Consider the following 23,015-nt stretch of genomic DNA (forward strand, 5'->3'; position numbering starts at 1 on the left):
TATTGAGGAAATTGCTATTGAGCTAGATGGCTATTGAGCTAGATGGCTATTGAGGTAGACGGCTATTGAGGTAGATGCCGGTTGATGAGACTGGCGCCGCTGCGGGTGAGCCCCGCAGAGCTCACCCACAGCAGAATCAGTAAGGCAGGAAATCAAAGGTGTAGTTGAGGGTGGTGCGAATCACGTTCTGTACACCGAACTGCACCAGGCGAATACGGGCCAGCAGTTTTTGCTCCAGCGCCGCATCCTTTAACTCACTGGAGATCAGCGTTACCGCCGACAATTTGCCGGACGGCTCGATCACCATTTTAATCACCAGCTTACCCTGCAGCGCCGGGTTGCTGCGCAGGGCGCGGTTGTAGATGGAGAAAATGGCGCCCTGGTTGCGATCCATGGTTTTACGAATCTCTTCCTCGCTGCGACCGGAGGCGTTATTGGCCGGGTCGCCGGGGCGAGGACTGGTGCCGCTGGCACTGGCCAGTTTGCTCTCCACCCGGGTGGTTTCCCGACCGGACAGGGCCACACCGCCCACATCCCGGCTCAGCGCGGCGGTGTTGATGCCGCCACTGGTGGTCTGCGCCTGGCTGCTAATCACGGCTCGATCGAGCTGGCGTGCTTTGGCCGCGCCCTGGGTGAGATGAGCGCCTTGCATTTTGCTCATATCGAGACTGTCACGCATGGACTGCAAGTCATCCTGGAACTGCATCAATCCGCTTTTGGCCGCCTTGTCCCTGGCGCTCTCGATAATTTTCGGCGTCGGTTTGACCTGCTCCACCACCTTCGGCCTGGGCTTGGGTTTGGGTGGGACTTTCGGCGTCGGCGGTTCCGGCAGGGGCTGGGGCTTTTCCAGCTTCGGCTCGGGCAACTGTTTGGCTTCGATCACAACCTGGGTCAGGGTCGGCGGCGGTTTGACCGCCGCCTCGCGCAATACCTCTGGCAGCTGCACAAAGGGTAAGCCAACGCCCAGCACTGCCAACAGCAACAGCGTGCCGCCCAGCAGTCGATAAAAGCGCCGGTCGTCGCCACTGCTGGCCGACCAGGCCAACTGCGGTTCGGGGGAATAGAGATAGGCTGCCGCTGTCACTCTCAACCTCCCGCCACAGTTGGCACAGCATCACCATACAGCGCCGCACTGGCGACTTTGGTGACGGCGAGGGAAATATTGCGATAGTCCGCCGCGGCGCATGTGGTCATGACTTTCTTCAATAGTGCGTAGGGTACCGCCTCATCCCCCATGATCGTCACCGCCTGCTCCCTGGCAGCTCCTGCCGCCGCAGATTTTGGCAGCAGCGCTGCCCGCGCTTGCAAGGCCCGACTCAGGCCGGCAATGGTGGGCTCGTCCCGATCCAGCACGTCGGCGACCCTGGCCACCACCTCGCCCTCGATCATCAATTCCTCGGCATTGACCATCACCACCAGGGTGGCGCCGGGCTTTTGCGCCGCCACCGACTCCGGCAAGGTAATGGACTTGTGATTTTGCAAGACTTCCACTTCGCCGGTATTCATCAGCAAAAAGAAAACAATGATGGTAAAGATATCCATCAGCGACACCAGGTTGAGCTTGGCCCGCTGGGCGTGACGGCGATGCTGTTTGGCCATGCGGCGCGCGCGCAGGGATTGCTTCATTGCCCGCCCCCCGCGCTCGCCAGAGTGCCCACAGCCGCCAAAGTGCCCACAGCCGCCAAAGTGCCCACAGCCGCCAAAGTGTCTGCAGCCGCCAGAGTGTCTACACCCAGGGGCGCATCACCGAGAGAAATCTCCGGAAACAACTCGGCGTCCACCACCGAGGTTGCCACCACCGCTTTGTAGGAGCGCACTGTGTCCATAACACTGACGATGGTTTGGTAATCGGTGCTGGGTTGGGACAGGATGCTGATGTCCCGTCGCCTGATGTCCCTGTCCCGCAGTTGCCGCTTTACCTGTTGCAAAACCTGCGACAGCAACTGCAAGTCGTAGCCCCGCTCCGCAGGAGAAATGCCAGCCCCGGTGGCGCTGCCAGATCCTGCAGTTACATCAGGACTTGCCGTTAAATCAGCCCCTGCCGTTGTGGCAGTTGCGGCCAGGCGTTCGATGCGTTTAAGGCGCACACCGACAGGATAATTGACGTCGATATAGTCGGCGTGAATCACCAGCTCCAGCCGTGCATGGTCCGGATCTGCCGCCTGGGCCGAACTGGCCACATCCGGCAGTTTCAAGTCCAGCACGGTAATTTGCGAGAACACCATGCTCATCAACAGCACCGGCACCAGCACAATCATCAGGTTCATAAATGAGGTGATATCGAGATCCGCCTCCTGCTGCCGGAATTTCCTGCCACGCTGCATCATATCTTCAGTCCCTGCCGCTGCTCCAATCCGCTAAAACCCTGTGCAATCTCAAGCCGCATCATTGGCCCGGGTGCGGCTGGCGCTGTGGCCAGAAATCAGGTTCAGTACCTTGACGCCGGCCATTTCCAGGCTGTCGACAATCTCGTTGGTTTTGGTTTGCAACATGGAGTGAAACAACAGCAGCGGAATCGCCGCAATCAGGCCAAAGGCAGTGGTATTCATCGCCACCGAGATGCTCTGCGACAACAGCGTGGCTTTCTCGGTGGGGTCGGCGTTGGCAACAGCGGTAAACGCTGCAATCAGGCCGATAATCGTGCCCAGCAAACCCAGCAGGGTGGAAATATTGGCCAGGGTCGCCAGGTAGGCGGTGCGTTTTTCCAGCCGCGGGATGGACTCCAGCACCCCCTCTTCCATGGCCAGCTCCACATCCTCGCGGCGCGGACTGGTGGCCATGCGCGCCACACCGGCGGTGACGATGCGAGCAATCGGCGAGGCGGTACCGTTACCGAACTCCAGCACCGACTTGTAGTCCTTTTGCTGCAACATGGGCAGCAGTCGATTGAACGCCGAGCGGTTGCTCATCCGGGCGTGGGTGAGGAACAACCAGCGCTCTATCACCACCGCGATGCCAACGGCCAGCACAATAGCGATGGGATACATAAACGGGCCGCCATCCTGAAAAAATCCAATCAATGTGTGCAAAAAATCCATAGGGTTGTTGTCCTCAAAATCCAGGTAAATAACGAACTGACACCTACAGGTTTATCAGCCGCAGCCAATTGTGCAAGTCGGTGGCAGAGGTTATCCAAAGAAGTGTGTACTGTGCCGCGTTTTCGCGGAAAATTCCGGCTAAAACCGGCCAGGACTGGCGCCGCCACAGTGTTTTATTGGCGCGCTTCCAAAGCGATCAATCATCGCTGCTGGTGGCCTGTTGCAGCTGTCCCCGATAGTGCAGTTCGCGCACCAGTTCACTGCGCTCCACGTGTTCGAACAGGGCTGACAACTGACTGTTGAGTGGCAATTGCAGGTTGGCGCTGGAACCGGGGGATTTCCAGGGGATGATGTACAGCACCTTGGGTTGCTCCTGGTTACCGGTCACCCGGGACTGCAATTTGATGGTCTCCTCTGCCGCAACCGCTGGCGCCGGAGCCAGCAGGTACAACAGCAATAACCCCAGGCCAGTGACGCCAGCCAAACTGCGCAGGCGTCGCACCTGCCGCTGCAGCGCCGGGCGGATCATTGCCTGGCGGTTTAACTTTGCGCTGTTTAACTTTGCGTAGTTTATCGTTTGGCGGTTCATCTTTTCGCTGCTTGTCTTTTCGCTGTTTGTCTTTGGGGATGGCATTGCCTGCCGGTTTATTTCCATGCCCGCTTGCTCAATGTTCGCTTGCCTGTGCATTGCTCGCCTGCCCTCTTAGCGCTCACTTTTTAGCGCTGGCCTGTTCGCTCGCAGCCGGTTGCCGCCGCGGGCACTGTCAATGGGACGCTACGTCCAGATCCTTTACCCGGCGCTGCAAATCGACTACCCAAGCCTGTACTTCGGCATCCTCGCCGGCCTGCAAAAGTAAGTACTGTTGATAGTGGTGCAGCGCCGCGGGCAATTGGCCGAGATAGACTTCATACAGTATGCCCAGGTTGCGATGACTGGCCGCGTGCTGCGGCCAGATCGCCAGGGCCGCCTGGTAGTCTGCCTGGGCCGCGGTGAAATCCCCTTGCTGGCGCTTCAGAATCGCCAGCTGGTTGTAAGCTTCGAGGTTGTTCGGGTTGACCGCCAGCGCCTGTTGCAGGGCCGCTGCGGCCTGCTGGTTGCGCTCGCTATCGCGGTACAGCAGGCCGAGGTTCAACCACGGGCCGGACAGCTGCGGGTAAGCTTGGGTGAGTTGCAACAGGCGGGCTTCTGCCAGCTGATAATCTTTTCCCCGCAGGGCCTGCAGCGCCGCGGCAAACTCGGCTCTGGCCGCCGCTGGAACTGCCGGAGGGTCGAGCAGATAGGGATTGGCGCTGGGCTCCAGCCCAGACGCAGCCACTGCACCGTCCTCAGCGCCAGCGCTGCGGTCGGGACCCTCCCCGGCCGGCACAAAGCTGATGCCCGGCACCAGACCCTGCACTACGCCCGGCACTACACTGCAGCCGCCCAAAAAACCGACCAGCGCCAGGGCGCCGAGTGTTGAGCGCCAGCCACAAGCAACCGAGCGCATGCAACAAAAAGTCAGTCGCCGGCCAGGCCATGACAATCGCCAGCTTGGCCGTGACAATCGCCAGCTTGGCAGTGACAACAGCAATCTACGAATAGCCGATCGCCGGCGATCGAAGACGCCACCAGCGGCTAAACCACGACAACTAGTAAATCTCATCGGCGTACTCCAGTTGCTGTTCCCGTTTGCCGTAGCGCGCCGGCAGCAATTGCGCCAACTCCTCAATACTGGCCTGCACCCACTGGTCGTAGAAGCCGTCCCAGCTGCGCTGCGCGTTGCGCTGGTGAATGGCGATGGCCTGCTCCTCGAAGGGATAGGCCTGCTCCTCCAATAGCATGTCGTACTGGGCCAGCGCGTCCCCATCCAGGTTCGGCGGCCGCTGGGATTGCAGCAGGTCGCGACTCAGTTGGGCGTAGACTTCACCGAGCCTGTAGCCGGCCAGGGTGGTGAACTCCGCCACCTCGTAGGCCAGCACCTGCTCATAGGCCTGCAGGGCTTGCTGCAAAGCCTTTTGCTTTTTCTGCAAACTGCTTTTCAGCGGCAGGCGCAGGGGAATATCAACGAACGTCCGATAGCGGTCATCCGCCAGCGCGGCACTGGCATAGGCCCCCAGGTAGCGGGAGCGCTCGCTGCGCGCGGCACCGGCAGCGGCGTCGCCGGCAATCAATTTGCGCAACCAGTAGCGGCGCTTGCCGGGCTCTGCCGTCTGCGCATACAGTTCAGTCATTTTAAAACGCGCTTCCATCACTTCGGCAAACGGTTCCGGGTAGGTGTGGGCGTAGCTGCGATAGTAATTGATCGCGGCGCTGGTATTGCCGCCGCGCTGATAGTAATCCGCGCCCAGCAACAAGGCGTTGCGCCGCACTTCCGGTTCGCCGTCGGCCTTGCTAATGGCGATCAACTCATCCGCCGCCGCCTGCCAGTTGCCCTGCGCTTCGTAGATCACTACCAACTTGGGCGCCAGGCTCGGGGTCAGTTCACTGTCGGGGTAGCTGCGGCGAAAAGCCAGGCTCTCCCGCTCGGCCCACTCCCAATCCTGCAGGGCCAGCAATTGATTGAGGGCATCGTAGTGGGCCTTGAGTGCGATCGCGGAGCCGGGCGCAACCTCGCGTACCCGCAGCAAGTGTTCGACCGACGCCTGGGCATCCTGGCTTTGCAATTGTTGGCCGGCCAATTGGTAGACGCTGGCGGCGATGCGCTCGACGATACCAGCACGGTCCGCAGCCGCGGCCGGCAACAACGCCAGTACCTGCTGGTAAGCCTGTTCCGCCGCGGCAAAGCGCTGCAAGTCAAACTGGCTCTGGCCGATCACCAGCCAGGCGCTCTTGCGCAGTGCGCCATCAATCGAGCCAGGCCACTGGGTCAGGCGTGTGGCCACGACTATGGCCTCTTCCTTCTGGCCGTCTTGCAGCAGTAATTGCGCCGCCTGGGCCAGTACCCGGGGGGCCCGCGCATCACTGTCGAAGGTGTCGGCAAAACGCCGGGCACTGGCGATTTTACGCTGCTGCCAGGCCCGCAGTTGGGCTTGGGCATGCAGCGACGCCAGGTGTTTATCCAGCGCCAGAATGGCACTGTAACCGGCTTCCGCCGCCCGCGCGGCACTATCTGCGGAGACACTGCCTGACGAGACGCTGTCTGCCGCCACGCTCTCTGCCGGGAAGCCGGCGGCGGGGTAAGCCACCGCCTCGTAGTCGGCGTAGGCCGCCGCGTAGGCGCCCGCCTCAAAGCGCGCCTCGGCCATCAGGAAACGCATTTCCGGCGTTTCCGGGGCGTCCGGGAAGGTCTCGACAAACTGCTGGTACCAGTCGGCGGCCAGCAAAAAATGCTCCCGGGCCGGTCGCAGATTCTGTCCGTCCGGCTCGCCGCCGGCACTGTCCCGACGCTGTGCCTGCGGTTGAGCTTGCTGTCGCACCTGCTGCTGCGCCTGGGCCAGGGCGTGCTGGTATTCGGCCAGCTGGCGCAGATATTCGCGCAATTGCGGCAACAAACCCTGGCGCTGGGCCGGGCCTTTTTGCTGCCAGTAGTCACTGTAAATACCGTAGTGACGGACAAAAGCTTCCTTGGCGGGCAATACCAGGGTGGGGAAGTTGCCCTGCTGGAACACCTCGATGGCTTTGACACTAAACTCCGGCGCGTAGTCGCTGAACGGGTGCCGGGAGGCAAAGTGCTGGTAAGTCTCGGCGCTGTCGCGATAGCGGTCCTTTTCCAGGTACAGCGCCGCCAACTGGCGATAAAGCAGATGCACATAGGGCCGCTCAGCCAGCTCCGGGTGCGCGCTGCTGATGCTCTCGGCACCGTGCAAATAGGAAAACACCAGCCCCATAACCCGCAGGGTGTCGCTGAGCAGGCTGTGAGCCGGACCGCTGAGTGTCTCCAGCTGCGGCGCCTGGCGGGCCAGCTTGTCCAGCACCTGGGTGAAGGATTGCAGCGATGCGCGCAGCTGGTTTTGCTTGAACTGCGACCAGCCGCGCATATAAATCGCGTTGTCGTAGTAAGGCGTCTGTTCGCCGGCCGCAACTACGGCGGCATAGCTGCGCTCGGCGCGCGCGTACTGTTGCTCACTGAAGGCTTTTTCCCCGCGCCGGAATTCCGCTTCCACCGCAAACAGCGACTGCGGGTGCTGCAGGGTTATGCGGTCCAGCGCCGCCGTGGATGACGCCCGCTTGCCCGCCAGCGAGTAGGCCTTGGCCAGCTGGTACAAGAGCACGTCCCGCTCATCCCCATCGGTGCCTGCGGCCGGGTCAGTATCCCTGCCGGGAGCAGTGTCCAGCAGCTGCTGGTAGAGGGTAATGGCGCTATCGAAATAGCTATTGCTGCCAGAGGCGTCGAGTTGCTCGGTGTCCAGCAGTCGCTGTTCCGCCCGGGCCATTTCCAAATCGGCCAGGCGAATCATGATCTTGCGCCGCACCAGCGGATCGGTGGTCACCGCCAGCGCCTGGCGGTAATTGCTGTCCACCTGGTCGATCGTGAGGCGCACCGCGGGCTGGTGGTCTTCTGGTGGCAGCGGCGTCGACGCCAGTTGGCCAAGGGTCGGCCCGATATCCAGCCCGTCACTATTGGGCAACCAGCTGCAGCTGGCCTGCAGCAAGGCCGCCAGCAACACGCCCGCTAACCCCATACCCGAAAACCCCGTACCCGAAAACCACAGCTTCGGTGAAAACAGCTTCGGTAAAAACATTTTCGGTAATAACAGCTTCGGTAATAACAGGAACGGCAGCAATTTGTAGCGCGCCGATCGCACGCGCAGTATGCGGGTGCCTGGTAAACGGGCACACGCCAACCCCGCTCTTGGTAACTTGCACTGGTGGGCAGTGATCCTGGATCTGTTCATCAGGGCTGGGCCTCCAGTGCCTTGTCATACAGGCGCGCCTTGGCCAACCTTGCCTGGGCCAGGTACTGGCGCAACTGCTGGCGCTGCTCATCCAGGTAGACAACTACCTGCTGCGCCAGCTGGCCCTCGATGCTGGCGCGGGCGCTGGCCAACTGCCGGGTCTGTTGGGTCAAACGCTGCTGCAGGCTGCGGATGCGCCCGGCAAACGGGGCGATATCGGCGGCGGATTGCAGCGCAACTTCTACCCGATCCCGATCCTGCGCCAGAGAGGTCAGCGCCGCGTCCGCCGCGCGCAGATTTTTTTCATTGCGCCACAAGGCGGCGGGAAAATCTTGCGCCGCCTGCCACAGCACGAGGCCGCGATACAGCTCTACCGCAGGCACGTACTCCGCCACCGGTTTGCCCGCTGCTTGCAGGCGCTCTACATTGGCTTGCATGCGCTGCACCGTGCGCCAGTTGGCCGCCGTCTCGCCGCTGGCCAGGGCCAGATAATCCTGCTGCTGGCGGGCGCTATCCAAACGCTGGCGCAGGGCATCGCGCTGCTGCTGCAGCTGCGCCCCCTGCGCCCGCCAGGGCTGCCCGGCCACTAATGCCTGCTTTTGCTGGCGCAGGTCATAGCGTTCCTGCCAGGACCACTGGTAAACCTCCAGTTGCTCTTGCCAGCGGGCCAGCTGCTGCTGCAGCGCCCGCACATCGCGCCACTCCTGCAGACTGGCCTGGAAGCGATTGCGCGCAAACAGCCGCGCCAGTTCGAGCTGGCGCGGGTTGGCCGGCAGTTCTTGCTCCAGCTCCAGGTCGAGTTCCTGCTCCAGCGCCAGCCAGTTAAAGCCGCGGGTCTGCGCCTGCAGCCACAGCGGCAGCTGGCCGGCCTCAATATCGGCAGCCAGTGCCTGCAAGCGCTGAAACTCGCTCTGCAGGCGCTGCTCGGCGTGTTGGTAGGCCTGCAAGGCCTGCTGCTCGGCACCGATCTGTTCGTAGACATAGGGCACAGCCAGCAGTGACTCCTGCACCGCCGGGGAATCGAGGGGGCCGGCGTTGACCAATTGCCAGGGCGTCAGTGCCTGCTGGTAATCGCGCTGCTGAAAGGCGGACCAACCGTAACCGAGCAGCGCCTCGTGGCGATAATCACTGTCCTTGCGCACGCCACTGAAGCTGCTGATCGCCGACGCCTGCCGGCCTTGTTGCAGCAGACTGTAACCGAGAGCAGTCTGCGCCTTGTCGTACAGCGCCAGCGCTTCCACTCGCTGCTGCTCGACACTGGCCGGGGCCATCGGGTCGGGGTTGAAGTTGTCGCGCACATGTTGCAACAGGGCCTGGAAATACGCCTGTGCCCTGGCTGGCAGTTGCGCGCGACTGTAAGCCGCGGCCAGGTTGTAGGCGTGATAGGACCACATAAAATCGCTTTTCGGGTAGCCCAGTAACAGCGCGGCCGCGGCGTCCAGGTCGTTGCGACGCAGGGCCAGGTTGAACTGCAAACTCTGCAGACGGGTGCTTATGGCCGAGTCGGGACTGCCGTCCAGCCGGCCCAGACTGGCGGCGCTAGCGTCCCAGTCGGATTGCAAATAGAGCAGCTTCGCCAGGTAATACCAGGCGGCGTTGCGCACCTCAACTGGCGTGTCGTCGTCCAGCAAGTCATCAAATATCGCGGCCGCTTTGCCGTGCATGCCGTAGGCCAGACTGATACCACCGGCAATCAGTTGCGGATTTTCCCGATGACCGCGGATGCCGCCGCGCGCCTCGGCCACCATCAACTCCGCCAACGCATCGAGATAATTGCCCTGGTAATACTCGTACAAGACGACGCCGTAGCGCAGGTCCGCTACCGAGCTCAGGGGTTGCGCACTGGCCGGCACAGCCAGTAACAGCGAACACAACAACCAGCGGCGCAGCCGCATTCCAGCGGAAATAATAATTACAGTGGTTGCCATTCTTTGATATCAAACATCGGTTGCAACTTGGCCCTGGAGTCAATGACGCGCAGCTCCAGCACTTTCGCCGACTGCTCCTTGTCCAGGGTGAGGGTGGCGCCGCGCTTGTACTCACGCCCCTGTGGCCCTTTACCAGTAAAGAAAGCACTGACCTCATGCCGGCCCGACTTCAGGTTGCCGAGGTACAAGCGCTGCACACCACCGCGGTAGAGGGCGTCTACCTGCTGCGCAGTGTAGAGGTGACTGGCCACCAATTGGTCGTCTATTTTCAGCTTCACCCCGTCGAGCTGGAAAAACTCGCCCACGTCCATGGACAAAAACACCGACAGCTGGGTGCTGGCAGGAAACAACAACTCCTCTTCCAGAATCAACAGATCGCGATTCAGCTCCAGCACCGCCTGCTTCAAATTTTCCACCTGGCTGTCGAGTTCAGTGCTGGCGCGCGCGCGGCTCTCCGCCGCCTGGGCCGGCGACCACACCAACAGAGTCAGCAACAACGGCAGCACAACACTGCCCAGGACTGAATTTACTACACGGATTTTCATAGCTGTCATTGCTCGTCGAAAGCCTGGGGACACATCTGGTAATTGCAGACGCTTATGGAACAACCTTTTGGAGCCTGCCCCACAAGTTTATTTAGATTAGTCGCTGAATCGATGCCGGGATGGCTGGCGAATGCAAAAGCGTGAACCACTTGGCAAACCCGGCCAGAAAAATAACCGTTCACCTGGCTGCCGGTGGCTGCAGTCCAGCGCTGTAATGAGTCCGGCCCTGTTGATCAATAATCACCGCATCGAAACCGGGCAGGCGTTCAATCAGCGCCAACCCCTGTTGCACCCCCAACACAAATACCGTGGTGGACAGGGGATCGGTATCGAACCCGGACGGACCCAGCACACTGACGCTGCGCACCCCACTGGCCGACTTGCCACTGCGCGGATTTAAAATATGGTGAATACGCTCACCACTGTGCGGGTCGAGAAAATAACGCTCGTAATCACCGGAGGTAGAAATAGCAACATTCGCCAGTGGCAACAGCACCGCCATATCATCGGCCTGGCGCGGATGCTTAATCCCCACAATCCAGGGCCGGCCGCGCTTGTCGCCGAGCACGCGGCTGTCACCGCCGGCACTGACACTGGCGTGCTGCACGCCAAAGCCGCGCAGAATATCGACCGCCCGGTCCACCGCGTAACCCTTGGCAATTCCCCCCAGGTCAATTTGCACCTGCGGGCTGGCCAGCCGCAATTGCCGCGCCTCTCGATCCAGCTGCAAATGGCGATAATCAATGGCGCCAAGCAGTTGTTGCTGCTGCTCAGCGGACGGCTTTTGCCCAGCGCGATAGTCGTAAAACCTGCCCAACGAAGCAAACGTAATGTCGAACGCGCCCTCACTTAAACGGCTGTAATACAGCGCCTTGTCAACAATAGTGGCCAACTCCGCACTGATAGTAATCGGCCCCTGCCCAGCCCGCTCGTTGACCCCGGACAACTCACTACTACTGATGTACGGACTGAGCAACTGGTCGAGCCGCTCCACCTCCGCCAATGCCGCCGCCACCGCCGCATTACCCTGCACCGCATCATCATGCCACAGGCTTACCACCACGCGGGTGCCCATAATATCCCGCTGCTCACCGTACCACTCCGCCTGTACCGCCCCGCCACTCAGCCCGGCCAGGACAGCCACTACCAACATCCACACCAACCTCTGCCCTGCAACCGCCATGATACTGCCCATCAAATTTTGTCCGCTTAATGTTCCAGCATAGCAGCTAAATTTCCCGACCTCGTTGCACTAGCCCGCATTACTATATTCCTGCGCTAATCAGGGCTGCATACGCTGCCCGTCACCAGCGAGGCCAACCCACTGCAGTTCAGCCATATCAGATCCTTACGTGGACACCCATGCTTGTGATCCTTACGTGGACACCCATGCTTATTGCGGGAACCAACGGGTTCTCGGTACTGAGTGAATAGAAATGCACTGTTGAGATATGAGTGGACTGCCCGTCATCGATGGGGGGAGCCCATTGCGGATCGGCCATATCCCCCCGACCACATTTGGCGGCTGTGAAACTCAACCATTTTTTGCGCAAGAAGACGCGCAAAAAATTGGGATTCGAACAGTCCTCGCCGACTACCCCAAATGTGGTCGGGGGGATAAACATGGCCTGATTGATCCGCAACGGGCTCCCCCCACCGCTGACTACATTGTGCGTTTTAACGGCAGTGTGATTTCTTTATCAGCCCGCTACAGCTCATTTTTTGTCATCCCCGTGTAGGCGGCGGTCCGGCGTACCGGGATCCATTGATTTATAAGTACGTACTGGATCCCCGCCTCCGCGGGGATGACCTTAAATGGGCTGTTTTGCAATTACCAGAATCTCACTCGATGCCTGTTCAAGGCTCGGTGGGTGTGCCCTGCCAGACCAATCAGGTCGCGTTTAGGCTCTCCGCGCTTTTCGGGCTTTCGCGGACGGATGTTTGAGCGAAGCGCAGCGTAGCGAGTTTCCGGGAGCGCGAAAAGTGCGGAGAGCCTGCGGCCGGTCTGGCAGGGCACACCCACCGGGCCGCCGCGCCAAACCAAGATTTTTACGAACCAAATAATTGTGCGAAGCGTCTTTATTAGCGCTAATCAAGGGCCGGGAGCGCGTAAAATGCGAGGAGCCTGCGGCCGGTCTGGCAGGGCACACCCACCGGGCCGCCGCGCTAAACCATGTTTTGCTACAAACAAACATCCAAGCGGAACACAGAGAAACGACAATTAAGACGTTCACAAGACACCGGGAGCACGAAAAGCACACAGAGCAAGCGACCAGTCTGGCTCACTGTGCTAAACAGGCATGAATGGGCTCCGGTCATCAATGCACGGAAACCCTTAAACAGGATTAGTAATAACACCGTTAACGATCGGCTCAAAGGCCGTGTAATTGTCCCAACCACTGGCACTGCCGAGGCCGTTAAGAGGAAAGAAGTTACCGAAATTACCCTGCTCGCCGTGCAACGCCATATAGTTGAGAATCACCATCTCCACCAGCAAATTGACATTATTAGCGCCCGGGCTGGACGCGGTTTCGACATCGCCACTGGGACGCATATACCCCAACTGCTGGTGCAACGCCTCCTGCTCCGGTGTTGCCCCCAACAGCACCGGCAGACGGCCCGGATTGTAGACCAGGAAAAACGACGCCGCAGTCTGCTGGTTATCGCCCGTCCAGACACCCTTACCGGCGCCGTCGACAGACTCATCGGTCATGCCATTACTGAATACCGAGCCGTCACTGCAGACATAAACCATCAGCGGCGTATTCTTACGCGCCGCGTATTCCAGGCAGGCGCCAATACAGCGCCCGGCACGCAAGTCACGCAATTCGCCGGTGGCGCGATCACCGGTGTGGTAGTCGTAGCCACCCATCGTGACCGTACCGGCGCCGGCAAAACCATTTACCACCAGCTTCATTATCGAGGCGGTTTTGCGAAATTCACCGTCGCCGAGAAACTCCGCGCTGGAGAAAATACCGTTAGCGCCGACAATATCCGGGTCGATGGCGGGATCCAGGGCCGAGGGCACGCCGAACTGATCGGCCAGGCTGGCGCTCTTGCCGTAGACACAGCGGGCCAAATCCTTGATTGCCGCGTCATTGCCGGTACCCGTGGAGATGCGCCCCATTTTGCTTTGGCTGATGCGGAACATCGACTCCATCACCGCCACCGTTTCGTCCTGGCTAAACAGACCCACCAGGTCACCCACATCCACCAGGCCGGTCACATCCGTGGGCCTGTCCACTTTGGTAGGGCGCACTTCCGGGTTGATCATGGCCATCGGTGCCATGGAATTGCCACCGGACTCACTGCTGCGCGAGCCCACCAGGGTTACCAGCTGGCCGTCGGCACCGACCCGATTGATACCGTACATGGGGTTGTGCGGGTTGTTACCGGTATCGTTTTCCGAGCGCGCCGGCAGCACCGCACCGTTAGTGGTGACGGCGGCGGCCCGGGCCTTTTCGAGGATGCCGCGCAGCATTGCGCTCTCACTGTGGAAGGCCAGACCGAGACTGGTGTCGACAAAATCATTGCTGCCACTGGCGGGATTGACCAGCGAGGGGATTCGGTCACCGGGCAAACCCTGCTTGCTGTAGCCGGCAGTGGTGAGAAAATCCCGCTGCCCGCCCCGCTGCCCCACCAGCACATTGGAGCCGGCAATATTGGCGCCGCCAGCCAGGTCAAAACAGATAAACGGAATCTTGCCGGCGCCGCTGAGGGCGATATTGCAGCCGTCGATATCAATGTCACTGGAGAGTGCCGCGAAGGCGGCGCGCGGGTTGGCAAACAGGCTGAGCAGCGACCCTCCCAGCGCCGTGCCCATGCCGGCCATAAAACCCTGGGCGATAAATTCGCGCCGCGACAGCGGGCGACGGTGATCGCCGTGGCGCAGGGCCTGGTCGAGCTTGTAGGTTGTTGCGTTTTTGGGTTTGCGAATAAACATGCGCTTGCCTTGCTAAATTGGCGCTGCGGTTCAACAGCGCCTGAATAATTCTGGCTCTGGCCGGTGCCTGTAACCTGCGGCGGCACCCGCTTCCAGCCCCTGGATTAAATCACAGCGATCGTTCGCCGCCCCGCTACTGCATCAGGATCACCGCGCTGCCCAACGCCGCCGCACAGGCCGCCTTTACCAACTTGATAGTGCGGTCCGGCTCCGAGGCGCAGTCGGCGGGACAAAAACCGGCCATGCGGTCGAGCAAATTGTTCAGTTCACTGGTGATGTCGGCGGGCAGCGGCTGGGTCGCCAACGGCGCCGGCTGCGGGTAATCCGGGTCGGCCACTGGCAGATCATTGGCCAGCAGATTCCTGATCAGCGGGTCGATGATAGCGGCGCGACCACTGCTATCAAAGGCCTGGTCCGGGGTGGCAGAGAAATCAAAGCCGGCGAAATAATTGTCCCGCGCCGAGGTATCAGTAGCGTTTAACTCCCCCACCAGGCTGCTGCAATAGGCCACCGCCAGCTGGGTGACTCCCATTTGGTGGGCAGCCAGAAAGCCCTCGACACTCTCCACCGTGGGCAGCTGCTGCTTGACCTTGTTAAAGGTCTCCTGGACGCTGGCCGAGGAGGAGTCGACGCCGGTCACCGCCGCCATGGAGGCGTTGATTTCGGCAAAACCGCGCAGCCCGATGCGCGCCTGGTCGGCAATATTTTCCCCGCTTGAGCGCGGCGTCACTTGCCCTTCGACCCGGACATAACTGTTGTCACCGAGCTGGTCGAAAGTAAGGAAAAACTCATCGATTGCGGGGCCCTGCTCTAGCGCCACGACACTGCCGAGACTGGACAACATTTGCTTGCCATCCACATTGGCGTCGGCGCTGAGCGTAGTATCCAAAGTCGCCCAGGCCTGCCCAACTTCCGCTTCGCGACCGTTGATACCGATGCGCAAACCGCGCACGGCAATGTCGTCAGGGTTGGCACTGCTGTCGAGGCTGGTGAAAAACGGTGCGTTAAAGAGGTAACCGTGATCGTCAAACTGTTGCACTTCGAACACGATAAAGGCCTGGGGCACTGCCACCAGGTGGGAAATGCCGAACAGCAGGAAAAATTTCTCCCCCACCCCCACCGAGTGATTTTGCTGGATATCCGCCTCACTCAGGGCGCGGTTGTGGATCGCCAGCAGGCGCACGGTTCCGGCCCAGCCATCCGCGTTCGACACCTCGCTGCCCAGCACCAGGGCGAAACTGTCATCCCAGTCGCCGAGAGTACCGCCGGTGGCACCATCCACATCGCCGCTGTACTGGCCATTGACGTAGATGCGTCGGCCACTGATCGGGTCGTAGGTGAGCACCACGTGCTGCAGGGTGGCCTGCAAGCGCTCGTCGGCGTCGGCAGTGGACAGGGCCGGCTGGCCGTTGCCGTCGGTGGCGCTGCTGCGATTGAGAAAATCGTAGTTGTACAGAGTTTGGCCGAGGGTGAAATTGCGTGCCGTGCCACCGCCGGAATAACTGACAATGCGCGCCGGACCGTCCTGGGTGACATTGTCCGGCACCACCCAGGCTTCCACCGAGTATTCGCCGGTGGCGGTAATCAGGTTGTGCAACTTGCGGCTGTCGGCGGTGGATGCCTGGGCCTTGCCGCCGTGAATGCGAATGCCCCAGGCGCCAACCCAGTCGACCGCGCCAATCAGGTTCAAATTGGTGGCCGGTTCTACCCCGCTGGTGTCGTAGGCCGTGCTGCCGGAGCCGGCTTTGAACTCATAGAGCGCAATCAGGTTGGTTTCCACTCGCCCGCCACTGCTGGCGACGATGCCGTCATCGGCCAGGTTGAGCGCCTTGCTGGTGACCAGGCTGGCGTCCACCAGGGTCACCGGAATGGTGCCGGCAAAGTCGCTAATCACCTGCTGCATGGCGCTGGCGTTACTGCTGCACTCGCTCCAGCAATTGTGAAACTCCTCCCCCAGGCGCACCACCAGGCGCGACTTCTGCGGCTCATCCAGGTCCATTTTCACCTGCGCGGCGGCGTAGGCGACATCGATATCGGTGCTGGCAAAATAGGGCTGCTGCGCCGCGCCCGACTCCGCCGCGTGGCAACTGGCGCAGTTATCGCGCAGCAATTCGTGCACCGGCGTGAAGTCGGTGCTGTCGGCGGGAAACTTTTTACTGGCCGCCACATCCTTGATGGCCGGCGCCGTCAGTGCCACCACATTGGCGGCATTGCCGGTGGCTGTGGCCCAGCCACTGATGTAATTGCTGATGATATCGCCGCAGACCGTGTCGGACTCGAGCCAACAATTGTGCCCGCCCGCTACCTTGGTCACCATGCGCGAGTTGCCGGGAACACCCAGGTCGACAATGGTGTTGGCGGCGTTGTAGGCCAGGTTGACATCGTCGGTTTGCACAAAGGTGGGCGCCTGGCCACCAGTGCCATGGCAGTTACCGCAGCGATTTTCCAGCGCCAGGTTGTCCCACAGGTTGAGTTTAAACTCCTGTACATCGGCGGTTTGTGGCGCCGGCCCGGTGTAGTTCAGCGGGTCGGCCGCGGGGGCAGCCTGGGCGTTGATGTTGGCACTGGTGGACTCGCCACTGCCGCCACTGCAGGCGGCCAGCAGGCTCAGCACCAGGGGCAAAAAAAACACCAGCCTGAGGGGGCCTGCTATGGCGCCAAAGTTGTGCAACCCGCTGGCCCAACCCGTTGTCTGTCTATCCGCGATCACGCGTCTCTCCCTGGCTCAATCATTTTAAATAACTCGATAGCGGCAAGCTGGCCAAGCGCCCGGTGCCGACAAATATTTCCACGCCTGCGCAGCGCACTCGCCCGCTGCGAATGCAAAAAGCTGCCCCAATGTTCAAGGTTGCTTGCAATAGTTGGCTGTTTCCGCGAACACTTTTTTCAGGTTGTAGCCATCCTGGAACAAGGCCGTGGTGCCACTGAGGTGACTGCGATCATCGGCGTCGCCGGGCTCGCGCAGGCACACTGCGCGAAAGACCTTTTTCACCTGGCACTGGGCAAACGCTTCACTGTGAGCCAGCTCCATGCCCATGGACTTGGCGCCACTGCCGCTGCCCGGCAAGCCGCTGTCCCAACCGAGGTTGCGGTTGGGGCCCTGGCGCCAGTAGTTGTCCCAGCGATCGTCGGGCGTGACAAAGCCATAGGAAAAATTGGCGCTGTTGATGTGATACTTGGCCTCGACCCGGGTACCAGTGGCGGCGTCGATATCGCCACTGCCGTTGTAGTGAATGCTGCCGTTGACCGCGTCCGGGTCGGCACCAGGGTTGAATTCAAAATCGTAATAGGCAAAGGCCTGGGCCATGGGATCCATGCCGCTGTGGCAGGCAATGCAGTTATTGAGAAAGACCCGGCTGTCGCCACCGGGACTGCGGGACACATCCTGGCGTATGCGATCGGGCGGGCGCGAGGTGTCTTTCACCTGCTCCAGGTCGACGCACAAGTGATTCAAGAGGGTAAAGCGGAACATGGCGCGGTTGGTGCCGGCGATAAAAAATTCTTTCGCCGCGGCACGGGAGGTCATCACCCCGGCGGTGGCCGCCTCCGGCAAACCGTTGACTTGCGATTGCTGCACCGGCACCAGGGCAGTGGACAGCGGCAAGCCCTGAGTTTCCAGCTGCTGGTACTGGGTGTTATTGCTATTGCTGTAGGCCGCCAGGCCCAGGTCAGGGTCAGCGGTATAAAGAATATCGCTGTAGAGGATCTCGCGAAAATCCCGCTCATCGCGGATCACACCAATAACCGTTGCCGTGTAATCATTGAGATCGCGAAACACGTCCTGGTCGCGATTGGTCCAGGGAGTGATCCAGTTTTTCAGGGTCACCGCGAGAAATGCCTCGTTGTCCATGGCGGTGTAGGCGGCACTGGTGTAATCGCCCGCCTCCAGGTCAGCGGCCATATCCAGCAAGACTGCTTGTGAGGGTGGAACGCCGGCCAGGCGATCGTGCATGACTTTGGCTTGCTCGCGCACGCCGGCACTGACGCCGGGACTGCCGAGTCCCAGTGCCAGGCTTGCAACCAGTAACCTTGCAACGCCGTGCGCTGTATTTCTGTTTAACGGCAACCCGTTTTTCCGGCCAACTCTTGCCTTTAGCCTCACCAACTTAGCGTCTCCATATTTTTTCCTGGCTGCGGCACACTTCTGCCGGCAACTTGTGTTACATCAATCACGATCCATTTGCTGTCGGCGCCATTATGCGTAAACCGATGGTGCAAGCCTGTGTAACCCTCACCTCGCAACCTGTTAACCAGGTCGCAACTTGAAATAAAAAGCCCGCCCTTTGCGCAAATTTTTCCGCCAAACTCCGACAACTTTTTTTCTGGCAGCTATAACTAGAGAACCGCCAGCTAAACCATTCGGGGTTTGGTCCGCGCCCGTTACCGCTACCCAACTTATAGTTGCTAAAGCGACAAAGTAAAAACGCCAACCGCGTTTTCGTGACCGGCTCGACAGAAACAGGGGTACAAGTTGATAACCATTGACGCCCCGCAAGCTGCGGCAAGAGCCAACCAACTGCGGTTGTGCGAGGTACGGCGCGAGAGGCGCCTAACGAGACAAGAACGACTATGGGATTGATTGCGCGACCGGGTTCGCACCTTGGCACTGCCAGCAAAACAGCTGCTTTACTGCTGGCCACAGTGGCCACGCTGAGTCTATGGGGTTGCAAAGCCGGTTCTGGCGGCGGTGACGAACAACAGCCTGATCCGGTGGTGGTGGACCTGCCCATCGCCTACATTCAACGCAGCCTGCCCATGGACGAAGACGGCGAGCTGGTCAGCCAGGAGCTGCTGGCGCCGGCCGACTTTCACCCCGGTGCCGAACTGTTCCTGAAAGATCGCGCCACCCCCGGCGCCGCCGCCACCAACCTCACCGCCAACCTGTTTGCCGAGGGCGCCAGCTACGACATCAAAAGCCTTACAGTTGCCGCCGACGGCCGGCGCCTGGCATTTGCCCTGCGGGCACCGGAGATAGCCAACGCCGACGACGATGAACAGCCCAGCTGGAACATCTGGGAATACAATCTCGACAGCCGCGAACTGCGCCGGGTTATCGCCTCGGACATCAACGCCGAGGCCGGCGATGATATCGACCCGGCTTACTTGCCCGACGGCCGCATTGTGTTTGCCTCAACCCGCCAGCGGCGCAGCAAGGCGATACTGCTGGACGACAACAAACCGCAGTTCACTGCCCAGACCGAAGACCGCAACAGCGAAACGTTTCTGTTGCACGTTATGGAAGCGGACGGCTCCGATATCCAGCAACTGACGTTTAACCAGAGCCACGACTTGCAGCCAACGGTACTCAACGACGGCCGCATCCTGTTCAATCGCTGGGATAACCTGGGCGGCCGCAACCGGGTCAGTCTCTACACTATCAAACCGGACGGCAGTGAACTGGCGTTGCTGTACGGCTACCACAGCCAGAACACTGGCACCAACAATGCCCAGGTGTCATTCCAGCGACCACAGGAGATGTCCGACGGCCGCATCCTGGTATCGCTCAAGCCGCGCAGCAGCCAACGCTACGGTGGCGACCTGGTGGCCATCGACGCCGACAACTTTATCGATGCCAACCAGCCGGTGGCGGCCAACCTCGGCGATACCGGCAGCGGCCAGCAAGCGCTGACCGAATTGCCAGTGAGCAGCGATGAGTCGATTTCATCCCACGGCGCCTTCAGTTCGGTCTACCCCTTTGCCGACGGCAGCAATCGCCTGCTGGTGAGCTGGAGCCAGTGCCGCCTGATCGATCCCGACAGTGGCGCCTATGTGGCCTGCGATGAAAACGGGCTGGCGGACCCCGACGCCGAGGAGGCGCCGCCCCTTTATGGTTTGTGGATTTACGACCTCGACACCCAGAGCCAGCAGCCGTTAATTCCCCCCACCGAGGGCCTGATGATCAGCGCCGCGGTGACCCTGGAACCGCGGCTGGCGCCGGACTATATCCCGCCGCCAGTAAGCGGCATCGATCTCGACAGCGAACTGGTGGATGCCGGGCTCGGCACGCTGCACATCCGCAGCGTCTACGACTTCGACGGCGTCGACAGCACCCCGGCCGGCATCGGCGCCATGGCCGACCCGGCGCAGACCCCGGTGGCGGCCCGACCGGCGCGCTTTGTGCGCATCGTCAAGGCGGTATCCATGCCCGATGACGACGTACTGGATTTTGACAACAGCGCCTTCGGCCGCAGCAGCCAACAACTGATGCGCGAAATCATCGGCTATGTGCCGGTGGAACCGGACGGTTCGGTCACGGTAAAAGTGCCGGCGGATATCGCCTTTATGATTTCGGTGCTGGACAGCAGCGGCAAACGCCTCGGTGAACGCCACCAGAACTGGCTGCAACTGCGCCCCGGCGAAGAGCGCGAGTGCGCGGGTTGCCACAGCGCCAACAGCGCCCTGCCCCACGGCCGCCCCGATGCCGAAGCCGCCAGCGCCAATCCCGGCGCCCTGACCACCGGCTCGCCCTTCCCCAACAGCGAGCCGGCACTGTTTGCCGACGCCGGCGAGAGCATGGCGCAGACTTATCGCCGGCTCAATGGTGCTCGCACGCCGAGCACAGATATTGTTTTTGACGACCAGTGGACCGACCCCAGCGACGGCCTCAACAAGGCCGCCAGCTTTGCCTATCGCTACACCGACCTGGCCACCCCGGCACCGGTCAGTGACAGCTGCCAAAGCAACTGGAACGCACTCTGCCGCACCACCATTCACTACCCGCTGCATATCCAGCCGCTCTGGAACCTGGACCGGCGCATTTTCGATGAGGTTGGCAACCTGCTGGAAGATCGCACCTGCACCAGTTGCCACAACAGCCGCGACGCCAATGACATGCTGCAGGTACCCGAGGCCCAGCTGGACCTGAGCGACGCCGCCTCGCCGGACGCCGCCGAACACCTGGTCTCCTATCGCGAACTGCTGTTCCCGGACGCCGAGCAGACCCTGGACGACAACGGTGCCCTGGTCGACTTGCTGGAGCCGCTCACCGACGCCAACGGCAACCCGGTATTCCTTACAGATGCGGAGGGTGAGCTGATCCTCGACGCCAACGAAGAACCGATTCAAGTCATGGTGACTGTCACCATCAACCCGCTGCTGAGCCCCGCCGGCGCCCGCGCCAGTGGCGCTTTCTACCTGCCCTTCGGCAGCGGCGGCAATCACCAGGACTGGCTCAGTGCCGCTGAATTGCGCCTGCTGTCGGAGTGGCTCGATATCGGCGCCCAGTATTACAACAACCCCTTTGCTGCACCCGGCAACTGAGCCCGCCACGATGCTATTTAACTTGCCAACCCCGTTCAACTCGCGCCGCCCCAGCCTCTGCCTGGCATTGCTCTGCGGCCTTATCGCCCCGCTACTGGCACCAGTGGCGCAGGCCGCCACGCCCCACGACACCCCCGCGACGGTAACCATGCGCAGCGACAGTGACTATTATTCACTGGTGGTGGACGCCGCCCTGGTCGAAGTGCACAGCGGCCCCGGTCGCGGTTACCCGGTGACCTACGCCCTCGAGCGGGGTGAAACCATCCATGTGCACCGCCAGCGCACCGACTGGCTGCAAATCAGCGACAAGCGCGGCCGACCGCGGGGCTGGGTCAAGCGCGGCGCACTCAACAACTCTCTCGACGCCGACGGTAGCCGGCTGCTGTTCAGTGACCCGGGCTGGGACGACTATCTGAGCCGGCGCTGGGAAGCGGGCGTCGCCCTGGGCGATTTCAACGGCGCCGAATCCCTGACCCTGAACCTGGGCTTTCGCCTCACCGCCAACCTCAGTGCCGAGGTGCGCGGCAGTCAGTCAACCGGCCAGTTTTCTGACAACACCCTGGTCAGTGCCGCGGTGCTGCACCAACCCTTTCCCGGCTGGCGCGTGTCACCGTTTTTTATGCTCGGTGCCGGTGTTATCAGCACCCGGCCCCATGCCACCCTGGTGCAAACAGAAGATCGCAGCGACACCGCCATGCTGGTGGGTGCCGGCGCCTACGTCTACCTGAGCCGTCGCTTCGTTATGCGACTTGAGTACAACAACCACCTTTTGCTGACCAGTCGCGACGCAAACGAGGAGATAAACGAATGGAAAATTGGCTTCAACGTATTTTTTTAGCGGCCCTGCTGGGCAGCCTGGCCGTGGCTGTACAGGCCCAGTCCAGCAGTGCTGAGCGCAGCGTGCTCGATAAAATCATCACGCCGGATATGGAACGCCGGCAAATCACCCGGCCCGACATCGACACCGAGGATTTCGAGGTGGGAGTCTACTACGGCATCATGAGCGTCGAGGATTTCGGCAGCAACGGTGTGGCCGGGTTGCGCCTGGCCTACCACGTCAGTGAGGACTTTTTTGTCGAGGCCGGCTACGGCCAGACCACCACCGAAGAAACCAGCTTCGAATTGCTGAGTGGCTCCACCCGCATCCTCACCGACGCACAGCGGGAGTTGAGCTACTACAATATCTCGGTGGGCTACAACGTGCTGCCGGGGGAAATCTTTATCGGCCGCGAGCGCGCCTTTACCTCGGCCGTCTACCTGATTGCCGGGGTTGGCAACACCGACTTTGCCGACGACGAACACTTTACCTATAACGCCGGTGTCGGCCTGCGCCTGCTGGCCAACGACTGGCTGGCCCTGCACCTGGATTTTCGCAGCCATATGTTTGAGCACGATCTGCTCGGCGAGGAAAAAACCGTGCTTAACCTGGAAGCCTACACCGGCGTTACCTTTTTCTTTTGACCACCATTCATTAGCCAATAACGGC

The 23,015-nt window shown here is 61.0% G+C and carries 16 protein-coding genes; 3 read left to right on the forward strand and 13 right to left on the reverse strand.

All coding sequences use genetic code 11. From position 1 onward, the window contains the following. Positions 1 to 136 precede the first annotated feature (136 nt). The 13 genes from G8764_RS10680 to G8764_RS10740 form a co-directional block, all read right to left on the reverse strand. Positions 137 to 1,084 carry an AgmX/PglI C-terminal domain-containing protein gene (locus G8764_RS10680; RefSeq protein ID WP_166164623.1) on the reverse strand — a complete coding sequence of 316 codons (948 nt, stop codon included), beginning with the start codon at positions 1,082 to 1,084 and terminating at the stop codon, positions 137 to 139. A gap of 2 nt (positions 1,085 to 1,086) precedes the next feature. Continuing rightward, the gene (locus tag G8764_RS10685) at positions 1,087 to 1,626 is read right to left on the reverse strand and encodes an ExbD/TolR family protein (protein WP_166164624.1); all 540 of its coding nucleotides are present in this window, start codon (positions 1,624 to 1,626) and stop codon (positions 1,087 to 1,089) included. Beyond that, complete coding sequence (locus G8764_RS10690) at positions 1,623 to 2,324, reverse strand: biopolymer transporter ExbD (protein ID WP_166164772.1); 702 nt, start codon at positions 2,322 to 2,324, stop codon at positions 1,623 to 1,625. The genes G8764_RS10685 and G8764_RS10690 overlap by 4 nt, the downstream gene beginning before the upstream one ends. Positions 2,325 to 2,375: 51 nt before the next feature. After that, entirely contained in the window at positions 2,376 to 3,038 is a 663-nt protein-coding gene (locus G8764_RS10695) for a MotA/TolQ/ExbB proton channel family protein (protein WP_207951820.1), read from the reverse strand. A gap of 196 nt (positions 3,039 to 3,234) precedes the next feature. After that, a complete protein-coding gene (locus tag G8764_RS10700) occupies positions 3,235 to 3,627 on the reverse strand; it encodes a hypothetical protein (RefSeq protein WP_243748729.1) in 393 nt (130 codons plus the stop codon). 175 nt (positions 3,628 to 3,802) lie between these two features. Next, on the reverse strand, positions 3,803 to 4,525 hold the full coding sequence (locus tag G8764_RS10705) for a tetratricopeptide repeat protein (protein WP_166164625.1): 723 nt from the start codon (positions 4,523 to 4,525) through the stop codon (positions 3,803 to 3,805). A gap of 142 nt (positions 4,526 to 4,667) precedes the next feature. Continuing rightward, positions 4,668 to 7,640 carry a tetratricopeptide repeat protein gene (locus G8764_RS10710; RefSeq protein ID WP_166164626.1) on the reverse strand — a complete coding sequence of 991 codons (2,973 nt, stop codon included), beginning with the start codon at positions 7,638 to 7,640 and terminating at the stop codon, positions 4,668 to 4,670. Positions 7,641 to 7,852: 212 nt separating this feature from the next. Further along, positions 7,853 to 9,781 (reverse strand): tetratricopeptide repeat protein, encoded by a 1,929-nt coding sequence (locus G8764_RS10715; protein WP_166164627.1) that lies wholly within the window; start codon positions 9,779 to 9,781, stop codon positions 7,853 to 7,855. Beyond that, entirely contained in the window at positions 9,766 to 10,326 is a 561-nt protein-coding gene (locus G8764_RS10720) for an AraC family transcriptional regulator (protein ID WP_243748730.1), read from the reverse strand. Before G8764_RS10720 ends, G8764_RS10715 begins: the two co-directional genes overlap by 16 nt. Before the next feature lie 178 nt (positions 10,327 to 10,504). Next, positions 10,505 to 11,479, reverse strand: a complete 975-nt coding sequence (locus G8764_RS10725; RefSeq protein WP_166164629.1) for an FAD:protein FMN transferase — start codon at positions 11,477 to 11,479, stop codon at positions 10,505 to 10,507. Positions 11,480 to 12,661: 1,182 nt separating this feature from the next. Continuing rightward, complete coding sequence (locus G8764_RS10730) at positions 12,662 to 14,269, reverse strand: general secretion pathway protein GspF (RefSeq protein WP_166164630.1); 1,608 nt, start codon at positions 14,267 to 14,269, stop codon at positions 12,662 to 12,664. A 133-nt stretch (positions 14,270 to 14,402) separates the two neighbouring features. Next, a complete protein-coding gene (locus G8764_RS10735) occupies positions 14,403 to 16,979 on the reverse strand; it encodes a LamG domain-containing protein (RefSeq protein ID WP_341806366.1) in 2,577 nt (858 codons plus the stop codon). Between the two features lie 132 nt (positions 16,980 to 17,111). Continuing rightward, positions 17,112 to 18,335 carry a hypothetical protein gene (locus G8764_RS10740; protein WP_243748731.1) on the reverse strand — a complete coding sequence of 408 codons (1,224 nt, stop codon included), beginning with the start codon at positions 18,333 to 18,335 and terminating at the stop codon, positions 17,112 to 17,114. A 503-nt stretch (positions 18,336 to 18,838) separates the two neighbouring features. Between G8764_RS10740 and G8764_RS10745 the strand changes: the two genes are divergently transcribed. The 3 genes from G8764_RS10745 to G8764_RS10755 are packed head-to-tail and all read left to right on the forward strand — an operon-like array spanning position 18,839 to position 22,990. Next, positions 18,839 to 21,529 (forward strand): HzsA-related protein, encoded by a 2,691-nt coding sequence (locus tag G8764_RS10745; RefSeq protein ID WP_166164631.1) that lies wholly within the window; start codon positions 18,839 to 18,841, stop codon positions 21,527 to 21,529. 10 nt (positions 21,530 to 21,539) lie between these two features. Further along, positions 21,540 to 22,367: an SH3 domain-containing protein gene (locus G8764_RS10750; protein ID WP_166164632.1), complete on the forward strand. Its 828-nt coding sequence runs from the start codon at positions 21,540 to 21,542 to the stop codon at positions 22,365 to 22,367. Further along, on the forward strand, positions 22,337 to 22,990 hold the full coding sequence (locus G8764_RS10755; RefSeq protein WP_166164633.1) for an outer membrane beta-barrel domain-containing protein: 654 nt from the start codon (positions 22,337 to 22,339) through the stop codon (positions 22,988 to 22,990). Before G8764_RS10750 ends, G8764_RS10755 begins: the two co-directional genes overlap by 31 nt. Positions 22,991 to 23,015: the final 25 nt, after the last annotated feature.

The organism is Pseudomaricurvus alcaniphilus, from assembly GCF_011440395.1.
GTDB classification, from domain to species: domain Bacteria; phylum Pseudomonadota; class Gammaproteobacteria; order Pseudomonadales; family Cellvibrionaceae; genus Pseudomaricurvus; species Pseudomaricurvus alcaniphilus.